This window comes from Xanthomonas floridensis, from assembly GCF_001642575.1.
GTDB lineage: Bacteria > Pseudomonadota > Gammaproteobacteria > Xanthomonadales > Xanthomonadaceae > Xanthomonas > Xanthomonas floridensis.
In genome coordinates, this window is sequence record NZ_LXNG01000058.1 from 142383 (window position 1) to 160178 (window position 17796).

Consider the following 17796-nt stretch of genomic DNA (forward strand, 5'->3'; position numbering starts at 1 on the left):
AGAGTATCCGTCATCACGATGCCGGCACGTTCAACGCCCGATACGGCGGGGTGGACATCACCATCTCGGCCAGCGAATAGGCCAGCTCGCGCTCGGCCAGCACGGCGCCGTCGGCACCATGGTCGAGCAGATGCTTGACCTCGGTGTCGCTGTGCGCGCGCGCCAGCAGGGTCAGCGACGGGTTGATCGCGCGCAGCTTGGCCAGCGCTTCGCCCGCTTCCAGCGGCTGAGGGATCGCCAGGATCGCGATCTTGGCGTGCTCCGGGCGTGCCTCGGCCAGCACCCGGTCGGCAGCGGCGCTGCCACGGATGCCGGGAATCCCGGCGGCATGCGCCTTGGCCACGTGATCGCCGTTGTCGTCGATCACCAGCACCGGGACGCCGCGGCTGCGCAGCAGTTGCGCCAGCGCGCTGCCCACGCGGCCATAGCCGATCACGATCGCATGGCCATCGGCGGGCAATGGCGGGCCGGGCGGCAACTCCGGCTCCACTGCAGCCGGCGCGTCCTGGATCTGCCGCGCCTGCCAGCGGTCCAGCCACGAGAACAGGAACGGGTTGGCCACGATCGACAACAGCGCGCCGGCCAGGATCAGGTCGCGCCCGGTCTCGGGCAGGATCGCCAGCTGCACGCCCAGCCCGGCCAGGATGAAAGAAAATTCGCCGATCTGCGCCAGGCTGGTGGAAATGGTCAACGCAGTGCCGGTGGGGTGGCCGAAAGCGCGCACGATCAGGAAGGCGGCCAGCGACTTGCCCACGGTGATGGTCAGGAAGGTCGCCAGCACCTGCCAGGGATGCGCGATCAGAATCATCGGGTCGAACAACATGCCCACCGACACGAAGAACAGCACCGCGAACGCATCGCGCAGCGGCAGCGAATCGCTGGCGGCCTTGTGGCTGAGCTCGGATTCCTTGAGCAGCATGCCGGCGAAGAACGCGCCCAGTGCAAACGACACGCCGAACAATTTCGCCGAAACGAAGGCCACGCCCAGCGCAATGCCGAGTACGGCCAGGGTGAACAATTCGCGCGAGCCGGTGGCTGCCACCTTTTCCAGCGACCACGGAATCACCCGCCGGCCGATCACCAGCATCGCGGCGACAAACGCCACCATCTTGAGCAAGGTCAGACCGAGCGCGGCCAATAACGAGCTGGATTCGCCTGCATGCGCGGTGGGCGCACCGGTACCCAGCACATCCGCTAGCGCCGGCAACAACACCAACGCCAGCACCATCACCAGGTCTTCGACGATCAGCCAGCCCACTGCGATGCGCCCGCGCTGCGTATCGAGCAGACGGCGTTCTTCCAGTGCACGCAACAGCACCACGGTGCTGGCCACCGACAATGCCAGGCCGAACACCAGTCCGTGGATCAGCGGCCAGCCCATGCTCCAGGCCAGCGCCCAGCCGAGCAGGGTGGCCACCACGATCTGCGCCAGCGCACCGGGCACCGCGATCCACTTCACTTCCATCAGGTCTTCGAGCGAGAAGTGCAGGCCCACCCCGAACATCAGCAACATCACTCCCAGCTCGGACAGCTGGTTGGCCATGGTCTGGTCGGCCACGAAGCCTGGTGTAAACGGCCCGACGCACACGCCGGCCAGCAGGTAGCCGACCAGCGGCGAGAGCTTCACCTTCTGCGCGAGCGTGCCAAGGATGAAGGCGACCGCGAGGCCGACGGCGATGATGTCGATGAGGCTGGTGTCGTGATGCATTCCAATCCGTTGTGAACGTGTCCGGGAGAACGATGAGGGCGTGTCCAGCCAACGGCACTGCGCCGGGCATCGCCTGCGGGCATTGCGTGAATCGTCGCTGGGGTCCGGCGCGAGGGAGCAGGACCGCATGGTCCGGTTGGCCGGACGCCCATAGTACACAGCGCATGATTAACGCGATGCGACACGCGACGCAGCCTGCGTGGTACGCGCGTGGGTGCAGTGCATTGCAGGTGTGCGGTCGGGCAACGCTGCACTGGCGATCGCAGCGGGCATCACCCGCCTGCCGGAGTTCGCGCGATGGCACGCGGGTGCGCACGTGCAGCGCGCTGTCGCAGGGCTGCGCAACGTCACCAGGCGCAGATCGTGTCTCCAGGCGCAGGCGGATGTGCATGCGCAAGCGCACGCAATCCCTGCGCGCATATCACGCGTGGTCGTTGCAGCGAAGACCTGAGCCTGTCATGGCCGCAGCCGTTTCCAGCAGATCAGAGGCGTGCAGATCGCCGGGCGATGGTGTCGCCCATCGCAACGCGTGTGCATGCATGCCCGCCATCCATGCCTTCGATGACGCAATCGCGCCGGCGTGATCCATCCATTCAAGTTTGACGACAAGGCTTCGCGCTTGGGCGGTGCGCGTGCGAAACGAGGTCCGACAATGCTGGCGTTGCATCGCGCAAGCGCTCTGCAGACCTCTCCCACGCCCACGCCATGTCGCGCGTTATGGCGACTAGGCCTCACGAGCCCAGGCCATGCACCTCAGCGATCTTGCAACATCACAGTTCCGCCAGGATCCGTATCCCACCTATGCGCGCCTGCGCGCCGAAGGGTCCTTGGTGGAAGTCTCCGAACGCCGGCTGATGACAGGCCATTACCGCGTGGTCGACAGCCTGCTCAGCGACCGGCGCGTCGGCCGCGATTATCTGGAAAGCATTCGTTTGCGCCACGGCGAGGACGCGCCGGAGATGCCGCTGTTCCAGGGCCTGAGCCGCATGTTCCTGATGGCCAATCCGCCCGCGCATACGCGTCAACGTGGATTGATGACGCAGGCCTTCAGTGCACGGCACATGGAATCCATGCGCCAGGTGGCCAGCGAGACCGCTGCGGATCTGATCGCCGCATTCCGTGCCGATGGCCAGTGCAATCTATTGCGTGACTTCGCGTTTCCGCTGCCGATCAGCATCATCTGCCGCATGCTGGACATCGATCCTGCCGACGCTGTCATGTTGGGCGATGCAACCAGTGCGCTGGCAAAGGCCTTCGACCCGACCCTGATCCGCGAAGAGTTCGAGGTCACCACGGCGGCCTATCTGCAGCTGGAAAGCTACTTCCACGAGGTCATCGAACAGCGGCGCAGCAGCGACGGTGATGACCTGATCTCGCGTTTCATCCGCGCAGAAAGCGACGGGCATCGCCTGAGCACGGACGAAATTGTCTCCAACGTGATCCTGCTGTTCTTTGCCGGCCACGAAACCACCTCCAACATGATCTGCAATGCGCTGATCGCCCTGCACAGGCATCCCGCGCAGTTGGCGATGCTCAGGGCCGATCCGGCATTGCTTCCCAATGCAGTGCTCGAATGCATGCGCTACGACAGCTCGGTGCAGATGGTCACGCGCTCGGTATTGCAGGAGTTCGAGATCGATGGCGTGCCGCTACGGGAAGGCGCGCTGGTGTATCTGATTCTCGGTGCCGCCAATCACGATGCCTTGCAGTTCACCGATCCGCATCTGCTGGATCTGCGGCGGCAGCAGGGACGCGCGCTGTCCTTCGGTGGAGGCATCCACCACTGCCTGGGCAACCGGCTTGCGTTGATCGAGATGGAGGCCGCGCTGGCGGCGTTGCTCGAGCATCTGCCAGGGCTGCGCCTGGAGCGGCTCGATGCATTGACCTGGAACGACCGGTCCAATCTGCGTGGCGTGGATGCCTTGCCGGTCTCCTGGTGAGGCACCACCGGCCGCGCTGCCGGCATCGCGCGCGCGCCGGCGTCTGACCCAGCAGCGGGCGGGCATCGCCGATATTGCAGCGATGCCCGCGCCATGCCTGCGCCGATCGCGGTCGATCAGCACAGGCAGCCTGGCTGCCGATCAGAACCGGTAGGTCACCCGGCCATACCAGTAGCGGCCGTTGAAGCCGAACGGCGACAGCGACGAGTACTGCAGGCCGCCGGCGCGGTCGTCGTAGGCGGTGGTCAGCTGCGCCTTGGTCGGATACTGGTTGGTGAGGTTGTCCGCGCCCACGGTGAAGGTGAAGGCGTTCCAGGTCTGGCTGGCAGCCAGGTTCAATAGCCAGCGCGCGTCGTAGGTCTGGTCCTGGCTGCCATCGGCCGGGTCGCTGATGCGCTTGATCGCGCCATAGCGGGTGGCGTTGAGGTTGAGCGCAAAGCCGCCGATCGACCAATCCGCGCCGGCCATGTACTTGGTCCGCGGCGTGGCATCGGTGAGCAGGCCCTGGCTGGCGCGGCCGAAGTTGGGGTTGGACAACTCCAGGATGGTGGTCTTGTTGTAGTTGGCGCTGGCGCTCAGGTTGAGCTTGCCGTAGCTGCCCAGGTCGGCCTGGTAGCTGTTGATCCAGTCCACACCGCGCGTGCGGCTGGTGGCGCCGTTGACGAAGAACTGCACCGCCGCCACCTGGCCAATCGGCTGCGCCAGCTGCAGCTGGTCCGAATACAGGATCTGGTCCCAGATGCGGATCTGGTAGACGTCCAGGCTGGAGGTGAAGTTGGCGGTAGGCTGCCACACGCCGCCCAGGCCGTAGTTGGTGGATTTTTCCGGGCTCAGCGGGCGGGCCCCCAGGGCGACGGCTACCGGGTCGGAGGTACGGTAGGTACCAACCTGCACCAGCTCGCCGTCCTGGATCAGCGTCACCACCGAGGCGTAGTTCTGCTGCGCCAGTGACGGCGCGCGAAAGCCGTTGGAGATGGTGGCGCGCAGCGCGAACGTGTCGGTGAAGGCATAGCGCGCCGATAGCTTGCCCGAGCGGGTGGAGCCGGCATCGCTGTAGTTTTCGAAGCGGCCTGCAATACCGCCGGAGAGCTTGTCGGTCAGATCCGCTTCCAGGTTGGCATACACCGCGTTGCTGTGGCGGCCAAACCTGCCGGCCACCGAGGGCTCCAGGCCGGAGAACACCTGCGCGCCGCCGGGGTAGGGCGCGCCGGTATCGGGGTTGATGGTGTTGGGATCGAAGAAGTACGAGGCCGGCGAGCCGGCGGTGATCTCATAGCGGTCCTGGCGGTGCTCGGCACCGAAGGCGACGTTGACCGGATACGCCAGGCCCCAGTCGAAGGACTTGTTGATATCCAGATTGACCACACCCTGCTCGGTCTCGAAGCCGCCGGAATTGAAGCTGGTCGGAGAGCTGCCGGTGGTCCAGTACAGATTGGTGTTGATGCTGTCGAGAATGTTGAAGCTCATGTCGTTCTTGCCGTAGGTGGCCGACACGTCCCAGTTCCATTCGCCCGCGGTGGTGCCCTTCAGCCCCAGCACCGCCGAGCGGTCGTTGACCGGGTTGTAGATTTGCGGGAGGAAGCCATTCGGATACACCGCCTGCACGTTGCGGCTGGTGTTGTCGTAGGCGCGGTAATAGCCGTTGGAGGTGACCTCGCGCCGGCTTGCGCTGACATGGCCGTAGAGCTCCACATTCGGCGAGAAGTCGTAGCCGAAGGCCGCCAGCCCCTGGTAGAAGGTCGAATCCGGATCGCCGTGGCGCTGGTAGGGCACGCCACTGGGATTGGCCGCACCGGCGATGGTGGTGGCGCGGTTGGTGTTCTCGCTGCGATTGGTGTCCATGGTGTTCTGGTAGTTCCAGGACAGCCGCACCCAGCCCGGCGCCGTATCGCCACCGGCGCCGCCGAACGGCAATCCGATCGAGCCGTCGATACCGTTCTGCGCGCCATCGCCCTTGTCCATGAGGCCGCCGTTGATCGAAACGCTGTTGCTGCCCGCATCGGCGCCATGCTTGAGCACGATGTTGACCACGCCGGCGATGGCATCGGAGCCGTACTGCGCCGACGCGCCGTCGCGCAGCACTTCGATGCGCGCAATTGCCGACATCGGCAGCGAGTTCAGATCGGCCGGCGCCGAGCCGCGGCCCACGTACGGGTTGTAGTTGATCAGCGAAGAGGTGTGATAGCGCTTGCCGTCCACCAGCACCAGCACCGCATCCGGTGACAGACCGCGCAACGTGGCCGGGCGTGCGGCATCGTTACCGTCGGAAATCGCCGGGCGCGGGAAATTCAGCGACGGCAGCAGCTTGCCCAGCGCGGTGGCGATGTCGGTCGCGCCGGTGGCCTGCAGCGACTGCTCGGTGATGATGTCGATCGGCGATTCGGATTCGGCCACGGTGCGGTCGCTGACGCGCGTACCGGTGACGATCAGGGTGTCCAGGGTCTTCTGCGGCTGGGTCGATTGCGACTGCGCACTGGCAGCGAAGGAACAGACGGTGAGTGCGACTGAAATCGCCAGCGAGAGTGCGTTGGAGGTGTGCATGGGAATCAAGGCTCAAAGGGGACGATGGACGCAGCGACGAGGCACGGGTGATGCCGGGGGGGGGAATGCAACTGCGTAGGGGGAATCGGTCATGCCTGCGCGCCGGATGCTTCCGGGGTGCGGAATCGCGTGCGCGAAGATGACAGCAATCGGCAGGGCGCGATGTGGCGCCTTGCGCAGTTTGCTGAGCGCGTCCTTGCTGAAGCGGTGCAGCGGCGCCTCGGTCAGGCAGGCCCGCGCAGGTGCGCGAGCAGCCAGAAGACGTGACGTCGTCAGGAGGGACTGATGCGTTGCCGCACCATGCCTGCGCCGGTCGTTGCCGACCGGCGCAGGGGACTTACCACTTGTAGTTCACGTTGGCGTACACCAGCGCGCCATTGAAGCCAAACGGCGAGGCGCTGCTGTAAGGCAGGTAGGTGCGCGTGCCCAGGCCGGCCTGCTGGCGGTCCGGATACTCGTTGAGCACGTTGTCGCCGCCGACGGTGAAGTTCCACGCGCCCAGCTTGTAGGACGCGGCCAGATCCAGCGTCCACTTGGCCGCGTAGGTCTGGTCGCTGCCGGCATTGGTACCGAAGGTGCTGAACTCGCCCCAGCGGGTGGCAGTGCCGGTAAACGACCAATTGCCAGGCGACCAGGTCCCGCCCAGGAAGAATTTGTCGCGCGGCGTGCCTTCGGTGATGCGGCCCAGTTCTGCACGGCCGATGCGCACTGCACCCGGGTCGATGGCTTCCAGTGCAGCCGGGTTGGCGGCGATGCGTTCGACTTCGGTCTTGTTGTAGTTGTAGCCGGTGGTCAGCTCCGCGCTGCCGCCGTCCAGGGCCCAGCGATAGGTGCCGACCGCATCCACGCCCTGGGTCTTGGTATCCACGGCATTGGTGAAGTAACGCCCACCACCGATACCCGGGAAGCCGTTGGCCTGCAGATAATTGCGCGCCGCGGTGGACGTGAGATTCTCCGACAGCACGATGCGGTCATCGATATCGATCCGGTAGGCATCGATGGTGATGTACAGGTTGTCCACCGGCTGCAACACCACGCCCAGCCCGTAGTTCTTGGATTCTTCGGCCTTCAGCGGTTCGGCGCCGAGCGCGATCGCGGCCGGATTGTCGGTACGGAAGGTGCCGATCTCGAACGGAATCGCGGTCACCGTGCCATTGGGCTGCGCGACGTTGAGGAACTGCGTGGCGATCGACTGGAAGTTCTGCTGCTGCAGCGAGGGCGCACGGAAGCCGGTGGAGGCGGTGGCACGCAGCGCCACCTTGTCGGTGAACGCATAGCGCAGCGACAGCTTGCCGGTGGCGGTGTCGCCGAAGTCGCTGTACTTCTCGTAGCGCCCGGCAAGACCTGCGGAGAATTTCTCGGTCAGATCCGCTTCCAGGTCCACATACGCCGAGTGGCTGTTGCGGTTGTAGTACCCGGCATCGGAGAGCTTGAAGCCCGGGAACACCTGCGCGCCGGGAATCAATGCGCCGTTTGCGGAGGGAATACCGCCGTTGGCCGAGGACGCCGCGTCGCCCGGCGACTGGTTGAACTTCTCGCCGCGCCATTCCGCACCGAAGGCCAGCGTGACCGGATACGCCAGGCCCCAGTCGAGCGTCTTGGTGAAGTCGGCATTGAGCACGTTCTGGGTCACTTCCAGTGTGCCGGCATGGAAGTCGGTGGGGCTGGCCAGGCCCAGGCTGTTGTTCAAGCTGTTGCGCACATCGAAGGTGAGGTTGTTCTGGCCGTAGTTGTAGCTCAGATCGATGTTCAGGCCGCCTTCGGTGGAGGTCTTCAAACCGCCCACCCACGACACGTCCTTGCTGACGTTGTAGATCTGCGGCAGGAAGCCATCCGGATAGATTTCCGGGCGGTTGCGGTTGTCGCCGGCAAAGCGGAAATAGCCGTTGGACAGCACTTCGCGGCGGCTGACCATGCCGAACGAGTAGAAGGTCAGGTAATCGATGGGGCTGTATTCGCCGTTGAACGAGATGGCGCCCTGGTCGATCTCCGGATCGCCGTAACGCTGCTCCACGCGGCCGCCAAACGGCAATGCGCGGTTGGTCTGGTCCGAGTGCCCGGCCTGCGCAGCCAGATGCACCTTGCCGGTGCCGGCGAAGCTGAAACCGGCATCGCCGGACAGCTGGTACTGTTCGCCGTCGCCGGCGCTGTACTTACCGTACCGGCCATTGAGGCTGCCGCCTTCGCCGCTGCCCTTGAGCACGATGTTGATCACGCCGGCGATCGCATCCGAGCCGTATTGCGCCGACGCACCGTCGCGCAGCACTTCGATGCGCTCCACTGCGGCGATCGGAATGGTGTTGAGATCGGCCGGCGACGAACCACGGCCCTGGGTGTCGTTGAGGTTGATCAGCGCGGTGCTGTGATAGCGCTTGCCGTTGACCAGCACCAGCACCTGATCGGGCGACAGGCCGCGCAGCTGCGCCGGGCGCACCGCGTCCGAGCCGTCGGAAATGGCGGGTCGGGGGAAATTGAGCGAGGGGATCGCGCGGGACAGCGCGGTCGCCAACTCGGTGGTGCCGGTCGATTCCAGTGCCTGTGGCGAGATGATGTCGATCGGCGATGCCGATTCGGCCACGGTGCGGTCCGCCACGCGGGTACCGGTGACGATCAATGTGTCGAGGGTTTTCTGTGCGGGAGCTTGCGACTGCGCGACTGCGGTTGAAGCGGAAAACGACAAGGCAACAACAACAGCGACTGCGAGTGGACTGGACTTGCAATTCATGCGGTGACAACTCCGAGTGGGGAACGGATGCAGCGCAGTGGGCCCCCTCCCAGGCCGCGTCCGTTGCGGCAGCTGCGGTGCGTTCTCAACCATTAACCACGCGTAACCGCATGTCAAATTTTGGTTACGTTGCGCATGCAACTGTCATCGAACGTATGCCAATGCCAACGTTGTCATCGTGCACCAAAGTGAGGCGTCGATTGCATATCCCCAACAGGAGCAACGGATTGCGTTGCCCCATTTTGGGCATCGATACCTGTTATGAAACTTGTGCATCAATATGTGATCTGCACCGCATCGGCGCTGCGTTGCGCAGGGCCATGAAAGGCCACTTCGATATTGTTGCCATCCGGATCAAGCACAAAGGCGGCGTAATAGCTCGGGTGATACGGGCGCAGGCCCGGTGCGCCGTTGTCGCGACCGCCGTGCGCCAGCGCAGCCTGGTGAAAGGCATGCACCATGGCGACATCGCGGGCCTGGAAGGCCAGGTGATGGCGGCCGGTCAGCACGCCCTGCGCCACGGTGTCGCGGTCGGACACGAACAGTTCGTCGGCCCAGAAGAATCCTTCGCCCTCGCCGCCGATCGGCACGCCTAACACGTCGAGCACGGCCTGATAAAAACGCCGGCTTGCCGGCAGGTCGTGCACCACCAGATGCAGATGATCGATCAGGCGGCCACGGCTCAACTGCGATGCTTCCATCTGCATGCTCCGACGAGGACAGGAACACGCGTGATAGCACGGAGCCGGCGCAGGCGTCGTCATGAGCATCGGCGCGGTCTGTGCAGCAAGCCTGCGCGGTGCGGGATGGCTGGCGGCAGGCGAGCCCGTCAGGATACGGGTGACTGCAGCGCCTGGTGATCGCGGCAGCAGGCACGCTGTTTCTACGTTCGGCCGTGTTCGGTTGCATGCGCGTGATGGATGCGCAACCCAACGCAAACGCCCCGGGCAGGCCGGGGCGCTTGGCGGAGGGCGGGGGCTGCCGATGCAATACGCATGCATGGGCCGAGTTCAGTGCGCGATCATCAGCGCGGGCACGGTCGTCATGCAGGGCGTGCAGGCTTCGAGCGTTTGCCGAGGCTGGCGTTGCGCCAGCCAGCACCGACGAACGACCAACTCGGCATATGACGCGCTTCGCACTCGAGTGCCGCATGAAGCCGCACCCACAACGCACGTCATCATCCGTAGCTGGCCCACGCCGAGGTCGGCACCACCGCCACCGACCTCACGACTGCACCAGCTCCCTGCGCAGCGCCTCTGCAAGGAGGCAGCGCTTACCAGCGGTAGTTGATGCGCCCGTACACATACGCACCATTGAAGCCGAACGGCGACAGGTTGCTGTACGGGAATTGCCCGCTGGTGGAGTTGGCGAAGTTGTTTTCGTCCGGGTATTCGTCCAATAGGTTGTCTGCGCCCAGGGTGAGCGTCCAGCGGTCCACCTTGTAGCTGGCCGATGCATCCACCACCCACTTGGCGCCGAAGGTCTGGTCGTTGATCGCTGCCGCCGGACGCGTGCTGTACTTGCCGTAGCGGGTGGCGCCCAGCGCCAGCGTCCAGTGTTCGGAATTCCAGCTGCCGTTGACCAGGAACTTGTCGCGCGGGAAGCCTTCCTCGATGCGGCCACGTTCGGTGCGGTCGATACGCTCCAGGCTCAGCCCGTTGGCCGACAGCGCCGCCGGGTTGGCCGCCACGCTACGCACTTCTGTCTCCGAGTAGTTGTAACCGGCAGTCAGGTCCACGCTGCTGGCAGCCAGCTGCCAGCGGTAGCTGCCCACCACGTCCACGCCGCGCGTGCGCGTGTCCACCGCATTGGTGAAGTAACGTCCGCCGTTGATGCCGAAGATGCCCTGCGATTCCAGCAGGCTGCGCACGCCGGCACCGGTGAGGTTGGACGACAGCACGATGCGGTCGTCCACGTCGATCTGGTACGCATCCACGGTGAGGTAGAGCGCATCGGTGGGCTGCAACACCAGGCCCAGGCTGTAGGACAGCGAGGTTTCCGCATCCAGCGGTTCGGCACCGAAGGCACGCGCCACGTTGCTGTCGGCCGGGAAGGTGCGGATCTCGAAGGGATTCGGGTTACCGGCCAGGAAGGTGGTGCTGGTGGACTGGAAATACTGCTGCGCCAACGACGGTGCGCGGAAGCCCGAGGCCACCGTGCCGCGCAGCGCAACCTTGTCGGTAAACGCATAGCGCGCCGACGCCTTGCCCGAGGCCTGGCTGCCAAAATCGCTGTAGTCCTCATAGCGCCCGGCAAGCCCAGCGGAAAACTTGTCGGTGAAGTCGGCTTCGATGTCGGCGTACAACGCGTAGCTGTCGCGCGAATACTGCCCGGATACGCTGGGTGCGAATCCGCCAAAGCCCTGCGCGCCGCCGGGCAGCGTGCCAGCCTGGAAATACGAGCCCACTTCGCCCGGCGACTGGTTCCACTTTTCGTTGCGATATTCGGCACCGAAGGCCACGGTCACCGGATACGCCAGGCCCCAGTCGAAGCCGCGCTTGACGTCCAGGTTGACGATGTTCTGCGTGGTTTCCAGTGTGCCGTCGTAGAACGACGTCGGCGAGGTCGGGCCGAGGCTGACGTTGAGCGTGTTGCGGGTGTGGAAATCGATCCGGTTGTAGCCGTAGTTGTAGCTGGCATCCCAGTCCCAACCGCCGGCGGTGGAGCCGCGCACGCCGGCCACCAGCGAGCGGTCCTTGGCGTAGCTCTGGATCTCCGGCAAAAAGCCCTGCGGGTAGACCGACAGGATGTTCTGGCTGCTGCCCGGGGCGCGGAAGAACGCGAACGAGGTGATGTCGCGGTTGCTGGCGGTGGCGAACGCGTAGCCGGTGATGCTGTCGCTGAACTGGTATTCGGTATTAAGCGAGGCCGCCTGCGCATTGACGTCCGGGTCGCCGATCTTGAATGCCTTCTGGCCCACGGCCGGCTGGGAGACGCTGGGCGCGCCGGCATAGCCGCGTGCGCGGTCGGTCGGGTCCTGCTGGTTGAGCTGAGCGGCCACGTGCAGCCAGCCGCGCTCGTTGCCGTAGGCCACGCCGGTGTCGCCGGACAGCTCGTAGTTGTTGCCGTCGCCGGCCGAATACTGGCCGAAGCCGGCCTGCAGGCTGCCGCCCTTTTCCGCGCCCTTGAGCACGATGTTGACCACGCCGGCGATGGCATCGGAGCCGTATTGCGCCGAGGCGCCGTCGCGCAGCACTTCCACGCGCGCGATCGCGGCCACCGGGATGGTGTTCAGATCCACCGCCGCTGCGCCGCGCCCGATGGTGCCGTTGAGGTTGAGCAGCGAGGAGGTGTGGCGGCGCTTGCCGTTGACCAGCACCAGCACCTGGTCCGGCGACAGGCCGCGCAGCTGCGCAGGGCGGATCGCGCTGGTGCCATCGCTCAGCGCCGGGCGCGGAAAGTTCAGCGAGGGCAGGGCGCGCGCCAGCGCGGTGGCCAGTTCCGGGGTGCCGGTGGCCTGCAGCGACTCGGCGCTGATGATGTCGATCGGCGACTGCGATTCGGCCACGGTGCGGTCCGAGACGCGGGTGCCGGTGACGATCACCGTATCCAGGGTGTTGGCGGTGCTGGCCGGCGCGGTGGCGGGCGCGGCGGTCTGGGCCTGGGCGGGAGAGGCAAGCAGTGCAGCGACCACGGCGGTCGCAAGGCAGGACAGGGGGATGGTCATGACAACTCCGAAAACGGCAGCCCGAGCGGGGCCAACTAGACTGGGCGGGTGGCGATCACGGCCGTGCGAAGCGCGCGTGTCGTCCAACCTGAAGGCGCTAATTATTCGTTAACGCTAGAATGGCGTCGCAGGAATGCTGCTCATCTGCTCATTCCTTTTCGTTCTATCGGACTGTCCATCAATGATTTCCCTGCGCAACTTCTCCATGCGACGCGGCGAGCGTCTGCTGTTGTCCAACGTCGACCTGACCATGCACGCCGGCTACCGCGTCGGTGTGGTGGGCCGCAACGGTACCGGTAAGTCCAGCCTGTTCGCTGCGGTGAAGGGCGAGCTGGAGGCCGACAAGGGCGACGTGGACCTGCCCGGCAAGGTGCGCACCGCCAGCGTCTCGCAGGAAACCCCGTCCTTGCCGGACCCGGCGCTGTCGTTCGTGCTCGGCGGCGATATCGAGGTGTCCGCGGTGCTGCAGGAAGAAGCCGAGGCCACCGCGCGCGAAGACTGGGAAGCGGTCGCCAACGCGCACCAGAAGATGGCCGAACTCGGCGCCTACGATGCCGAGGCGCGCGCCGGCAAGTTGCTGCATGGCCTGGGCTTCCCGGCCGATACGCACCACCGCGCGGTGTCCTCGTTCTCCGGCGGCTGGCGTGTGCGCCTGAACCTGGCGCGCGCGCTGATGATGCCCAGCGACCTGCTGCTGCTTGACGAACCGACCAACCACTTGGACATGGACGCGGTGCTGTGGCTGGAGCAGTGGCTGCTCAAGTACCCGGGCACCTTGCTGCTGATTTCGCATGACCGCGAGTTCCTCGACAACGTGGCCACCCACACGCTGCACCTGCATGGCGGCACCGCCAAGCTGTACGTCGGCGGCTACACCGATTTCGAGCGCCAGCGCATCGAGCACCTGCGCCAGCAGCAGATTGCGCACGACAAGGAACAGGCCGAGCGCGCGCATCTGCAGAGCTTCATCGACCGCTTCAAGGCGCAGGCCAGCAAGGCCACCCAGGCGCAGAGCCGCATGAAGCGCCTGGCCAAGATGGCCGGCACCGAAGCGGTACGCGCCGAGCGCGAATTCCGCATCCAGTTCGCCCAGCCCAACCGGCTGCCGTTTTCGTTGATCCGGTTGAATCATCTGAAAGCCGGCTATCCGGCTCCGACCTCCCTTCCCCCGCAAGCGGGGGAAGGTGCCCGAAGGGCGGATGGGGGCGACGCTGCCACCGTCATCCTGCACGACGTCGGCTTCGGCCTGGAGGCGGGCGACCGCATCGGCCTGCTCGGTCCAAATGGCGCGGGCAAGACCACGCTGGTCAAGACCCTGGTGGGCGAGCTGGCCCCATTGGCCGGCGAGCGCAGTGCGCATCCGGACCTGCGCATCGGCTATTTCGCCCAGCACACGGTGGAGTCGCTGCATGAAGGCCAGTCGCCGATGGACCACTTCCGCGATCTGTCGCCGGATGGCTCCAATCAGGCGTTCCGCGATTTCCTGGGCAAATGGAATTTCGCCGGCGACCGTGCGTTTGAAGTGGTGGACGGCTTCTCCGGTGGCGAGCGTGCGCGTCTGGCGTTGGCGTTGATCGCCTGGCAGCAGCCCAACGTGCTGCTGCTCGACGAACCGACCAACCACCTGGACCTGGAAATGCGCGAAGCGCTGGCCGAGGCGCTCAGCGATTTCGAAGGCGCCATCGTGATGGTCTCGCACGATCGCCATCTGATCGGCCTGGTCTGCGACAGTTTCTGGCGTGTGGCTGATGGCGTGGTCGAGCCGTTCGATGGCGATCTGGACGAATACGCCGCCTGGCTGCGCAGCCGCCCGGCCGCGCAAGGCACCAAGCAGAAGATGGCCGAAGTGGCGCCGACCCCGCCGCCGCCGACCAAACCGCTGCCGCCGAAAAAGGCCGTCAACCCGCACAAGCTGGCCAGCGCCGAAAAGCGCGTCGGCGAGCTGGAAGCCGCGCTGGCGGAGCTGGACCGCGAGCTGGCCAATCCCGGCAACTACGCCGACAGCGACAAGATGGCGGTGCTGGGCCGCGACCGCGAGGCCACCGCACAGCAGCTGGCCACAGCGGAAGCGGCGTGGATGGAGTTGATCGAGGGCGCGTAACGCGCAGGCGTTACGCTATGTACCGAGCCAAGCACAGGGATGTAGCGAGCATGATCAGCGCCACCATCAGTCTGGAAGACCATCTGGCCGCACAGCGCCTGCATGCGCGGTACACGGCAAAGGTCTTGATCGTGATCCTGGTGGTCCTGCTCCTGATCGGCGCGGGCATGCTGCAACTGATCGGGGTCGGCGAAATCATTGGTCCTGTGCTGGTCGGGGCCGGTGGCGGCGGCTTGATCGGCTTGGCGTTGTTGTACCTGTGGGGCTTGCCACGCAAGATCAAACGCCTGCACGCCCAGCAGGCCGCGCTGCGGCACACCTATACCTTTGCGTGGGACCAGACCGGGCTGGAAATCACCTGGGCAGACGGGCGGCTGCGCCGGCCCTGGTCCGATTACATCCGCTACCGCGAGAACGAGCGGGTGCTGCTGCTGTATCACAACGACCGCTTGTTCGAGCTGTTCGCCCCGCACTGGTTCGCCGACCAGGCGCACTACGAGGCGTTTCGCCGCATGGCGGTGCAGGGGATCGAGGCATCCGCGCGCCGCTGAGCACAGCGTCGGGCTGGCTCAGCCGGAACGCTGTTGCTCTGCCAGCAGCCAGTCGCGTAATCGCGCATCGGCATCGCCTTCCGGGCGCGAGCGCAGCCGGGTGAGCCAATAGCGTCCGGCGTCGATCTGGATCGGAAACGGGCAGGCCAGGCGCCCGGCATCCAGGTCCTGGCGAAACATCGGCAATGGCAACAACGCCACGCCGGCACCGGCGGCCGCCGCGCTGGCCAGCGTCAACGAGGAATCGAACATCGCCCCGCGTGCGGCGACTTCGGCGACGCCCGCCGCGCGAAACCACTGCGGCCATTCGTCCAGACGGTACGAGCGCAATAACGGCAGCTGGGCCAGATCGGCCGGTGTGCGCAGGCCACGCGCCATGCTGGGCGCGCACACCGGCGCAAACGGTGCTTCCATCAGCGCATGGGCGATCTGGCCCTGCCAGTCGCCGTCGCCGAAACGGATCGCCAGATCCAGCCCTTCGCCAGCCAGATCGACCCGGTTGTTGTTGGTGGACAGGCGCAATTCGATATCCGGATGCGCGGCATGAAACGCTGGCAATCGCGGCAGCAGCCAGCCGGTGGCGAAGGTGCCCACCACGCCGACGCTGAGCACCTCGCGATAGCGGCCATCGGCAAAGCGCTCCAGGGTGGCAGCGATGCGGTCGAAGGCCTCGCCCAGCACCGGTGCCAGTGCCGCGCCCTCGTCGGTGAGCGCCACCCCGCGTGGCAGGCGGTGGAACAGGCTGGTGCCCAGCTGCTGTTCCAGCGCCTTGATCTGGTGGCTGAGCGCGGCCTGGCTCACGCACAGCTCGTTCGCCGCACGGGTCAGGTTTTGATGGCGCGCGGCGGCTTCGAAAGCGCGCAGGGCATTGAGCGGGAGGCGGGGGCGGGCCATGTAGAGAGATTAGTTCAATTCATGCCTGTGATCGAAACATCGCGATGGTCGGCCGCGGCGTACACATCGATACTGCGGACTCCCTCCAAGAGGCAAACGCATGTTGAATCGGCGAGAGTTCTTGTACGCAACCGGCGCGGGCATGCTGTTTGCAGCGTCCAGGCCCGCACTGGCGCTCAGTCCGGCGGTGAATATGGATGACATGCTGCGGGCACAGTGGGCGGAAATCGAACGTGGCACCGGTGGTCGCCTGGGCATCAGCCTGCTCGACAGCGCCACCGGCTGGCGCCTCGGGCAGCGCCAGAACGAGCGCTTTCCGATGTGCAGTACCTTCAAATTTGTATTGGCTGCCGCGGTGCTGCAGCGGGTGGATGAGAGCAGGCTGACGCTGGCGCAACCGGTCAAGATCCGTGCCTCGGACATGCTTGAGCATGCCCCCGTCACCAAGCGCCATGTCGGCAGCGCGCTGAGTGTCGGCGAACTGTGCCAGGCCACGATGATCTATAGCGACAACCCGGCCGCCAACCTGTTGTTCCCGCTGGTCGGCGGCCCGCCCGGCGTCACCGCCTTCCTGCGCAGCATCGGCGATGCCAAGACCCGCAGTGACCGCTACGAGCCGGAGATGAACGGGTTCGCTCCCGGTGAGCCGCGCGACACCACCACCCCGGCGGCCATGGCGTCGACGCTACGCACGCTGCTGCTTGGCGATGCCCTGCAGCCTGCCTCGCGCAAGCAGCTGACCGACTGGATGATCGACAACCGCACCGGCGACGATTGCCTGCGTGCGGGGCTCACGGCCGACTGGAAGATCGGCGACAAGACCGGTAGCAACGGCACCGATACCCGCAACGACATCGCCATCCTCTGGCCGCCGAAAGGCCAGCCGCCGCTGCTGCTGACGACGTACTTGAACGGTGCCAAGGTCGACGATGCTGCACGCGATGCGGCGCTGAAGGCAGTGGCGGCCGCGGTGCGCGACAGCATCGTGGGTTGAGTGCGACGACCCGCTGCCTCCCGCGTTCCATTTCGCGGGTGCGTCGGCGAGGTGCTTCCTGTTTCCTTTGAGCTTCTCGAGGTACGACAGTGCGAATCAGGGTGTGTCATTGGTCCGTGGTCGTTGCGCTGCTGCTGGTTCATGGGCTTGCAACGGCCGGTGCCTGGCAACCAGCGCCTGGCCAGGTAGAGAGACCGCTCTGGCCGCATGCGGTGCCTGATGCCTTGCGCAATCCAAAGCCCGAAACGATGGGCCCCGGCGAGGGGCGCTTCCCATGGACCAAGGTCAGCGATGTCAGCCGCCCGACGATGACGGTTTATACGCCCAAACATCACAACACCGGTGCGGCGGTGCTGGTGTTCCCCGGCGGTGGTTATCAAGTGCTGGCCATGGATCTGGAAGGGACGGAGATCTGCGATTGGCTGACCGCGCGTGGCATCACCTGCGTGCTGTTGAAGTACCGCGTACCGAACTCGGGACCCACCTGGACCAACGGACGCCGTTATTACCCGAAGGTGCAAACTGCCTTGCAGGATGCGCAGCGCGCGCTAGGGAAGGTCTGAACAACTCCATCTGATACTGCCACAATGGATCAACGAACCGAGCGGACGATCTCGATGCAGCTGAGCTTTGGCGACGCGGAGTACAACGGCAAGCGCAAGCAGACACGGCGCG

General features: G+C 65.5%; 10 protein-coding genes and 1 pseudogene. 5 read left to right on the forward strand and 6 right to left on the reverse strand.

Annotation, left to right across the window (positions count from 1 at the left end):
* Window positions 1–13: 13 nt before the first annotated feature.
* A complete protein-coding gene (gene ybaL / locus A7D17_RS22220) occupies window positions 14–1708 on the reverse strand; it encodes a YbaL family putative K(+) efflux transporter (RefSeq protein ID WP_064511107.1) in 1695 nt (564 codons plus the stop codon).
* A gap of 746 nt (window positions 1709–2454) precedes the next feature.
* Between ybaL and A7D17_RS22225 the strand changes: the two genes are divergently transcribed.
* A complete protein-coding gene (locus A7D17_RS22225; protein WP_064511108.1) occupies window positions 2455–3648 on the forward strand; it encodes a cytochrome P450 in 1194 nt (397 codons plus the stop codon).
* A 141-nt stretch (window positions 3649–3789) separates the two neighbouring features.
* Here the strand turns inward: A7D17_RS22225 and A7D17_RS22230 are convergent, their stop codons facing one another.
* From A7D17_RS22230 to A7D17_RS22245, 4 genes are all read right to left on the reverse strand, one after another.
* Window positions 3790–6189, reverse strand: coding sequence for a TonB-dependent receptor plug domain-containing protein (locus tag A7D17_RS22230; RefSeq protein WP_064511109.1), 2400 nt, complete (start codon window positions 6187–6189; stop codon window positions 3790–3792).
* A gap of 337 nt (window positions 6190–6526) precedes the next feature.
* Window positions 6527–8914 carry a TonB-dependent receptor plug domain-containing protein gene (locus tag A7D17_RS22235; RefSeq protein ID WP_064511110.1) on the reverse strand — a complete coding sequence of 796 codons (2388 nt, stop codon included), beginning with the start codon at window positions 8912–8914 and terminating at the stop codon, window positions 6527–6529.
* A 275-nt stretch (window positions 8915–9189) separates the two neighbouring features.
* On the reverse strand, window positions 9190–9615 hold the full coding sequence (locus tag A7D17_RS22240) for a VOC family protein (protein WP_064511125.1): 426 nt from the start codon (window positions 9613–9615) through the stop codon (window positions 9190–9192).
* Between the two features lie 572 nt (window positions 9616–10187).
* Window positions 10188–12581, reverse strand: a complete 2394-nt coding sequence (locus tag A7D17_RS22245; RefSeq protein ID WP_064511111.1) for a TonB-dependent receptor plug domain-containing protein — start codon at window positions 12579–12581, stop codon at window positions 10188–10190.
* A gap of 181 nt (window positions 12582–12762) precedes the next feature.
* Here A7D17_RS22245 and A7D17_RS22250 point away from each other — a divergent pair, with 181 nt between their 5' ends.
* Both A7D17_RS22250 and A7D17_RS22255 read left to right on the forward strand, forming a co-directional pair.
* A complete protein-coding gene (locus A7D17_RS22250) occupies window positions 12763–14682 on the forward strand; it encodes an ABC-F family ATP-binding cassette domain-containing protein (protein WP_064511112.1) in 1920 nt (639 codons plus the stop codon).
* Between the two features lie 50 nt (window positions 14683–14732).
* Entirely contained in the window at window positions 14733–15233 is a 501-nt protein-coding gene (locus A7D17_RS22255) for a YcxB family protein (RefSeq protein WP_064511113.1), read from the forward strand.
* An 18-nt stretch (window positions 15234–15251) separates the two neighbouring features.
* Here the strand turns inward: A7D17_RS22255 and ampR are convergent, their stop codons facing one another.
* Window positions 15252–16127 carry a LysR family transcriptional regulator AmpR gene (gene ampR, locus A7D17_RS22260; RefSeq protein WP_064511114.1) on the reverse strand — a complete coding sequence of 292 codons (876 nt, stop codon included), beginning with the start codon at window positions 16125–16127 and terminating at the stop codon, window positions 15252–15254.
* 100 nt (window positions 16128–16227) lie between these two features.
* Between ampR and bla the strand changes: the two genes are divergently transcribed.
* Entirely contained in the window at window positions 16228–17121 is an 894-nt protein-coding gene (gene bla, locus A7D17_RS22265; protein WP_064511115.1) for a class A beta-lactamase, read from the forward strand.
* A 116-nt stretch (window positions 17122–17237) separates the two neighbouring features.
* Window positions 17238–17681: pseudogene (locus A7D17_RS22270) on the forward strand (alpha/beta hydrolase); the annotation flags it as partial.
* Window positions 17682–17796: the final 115 nt, after the last annotated feature.

Coding starts and splice junctions, on each gene's coding strand:
- A7D17_RS22225 (WP_064511108.1), top strand. CDS start 2,455: ATGCACCTCAGCGATCTTGCAACATCACAGTTCCGCCAGGATCCGTAT.
- A7D17_RS22250 (WP_064511112.1), top strand. CDS start 12,763: ATGATTTCCCTGCGCAACTTCTCCATGCGACGCGGCGAGCGTCTGCTG.
- ampR (WP_064511114.1), bottom strand. CDS start 16,127: ATGGCCCGCCCCCGCCTCCCGCTCAATGCCCTGCGCGCTTTCGAAGCC.
- A7D17_RS22230 (WP_064511109.1), bottom strand. CDS start 6,189: ATGCACACCTCCAACGCACTCTCGCTGGCGATTTCAGTCGCACTCACC.
- A7D17_RS22240 (WP_064511125.1), bottom strand. CDS start 9,615: ATGGAAGCATCGCAGTTGAGCCGTGGCCGCCTGATCGATCATCTGCAT.
- A7D17_RS22235 (WP_064511110.1), bottom strand. CDS start 8,914: ATGAATTGCAAGTCCAGTCCACTCGCAGTCGCTGTTGTTGTTGCCTTG.
- bla (WP_064511115.1), top strand. CDS start 16,228: ATGTTGAATCGGCGAGAGTTCTTGTACGCAACCGGCGCGGGCATGCTG.
- ybaL (WP_064511107.1), bottom strand. CDS start 1,708: ATGCATCACGACACCAGCCTCATCGACATCATCGCCGTCGGCCTCGCG.
- A7D17_RS22255 (WP_064511113.1), top strand. CDS start 14,733: ATGATCAGCGCCACCATCAGTCTGGAAGACCATCTGGCCGCACAGCGC.
- A7D17_RS22245 (WP_064511111.1), bottom strand. CDS start 12,581: ATGACCATCCCCCTGTCCTGCCTTGCGACCGCCGTGGTCGCTGCACTG.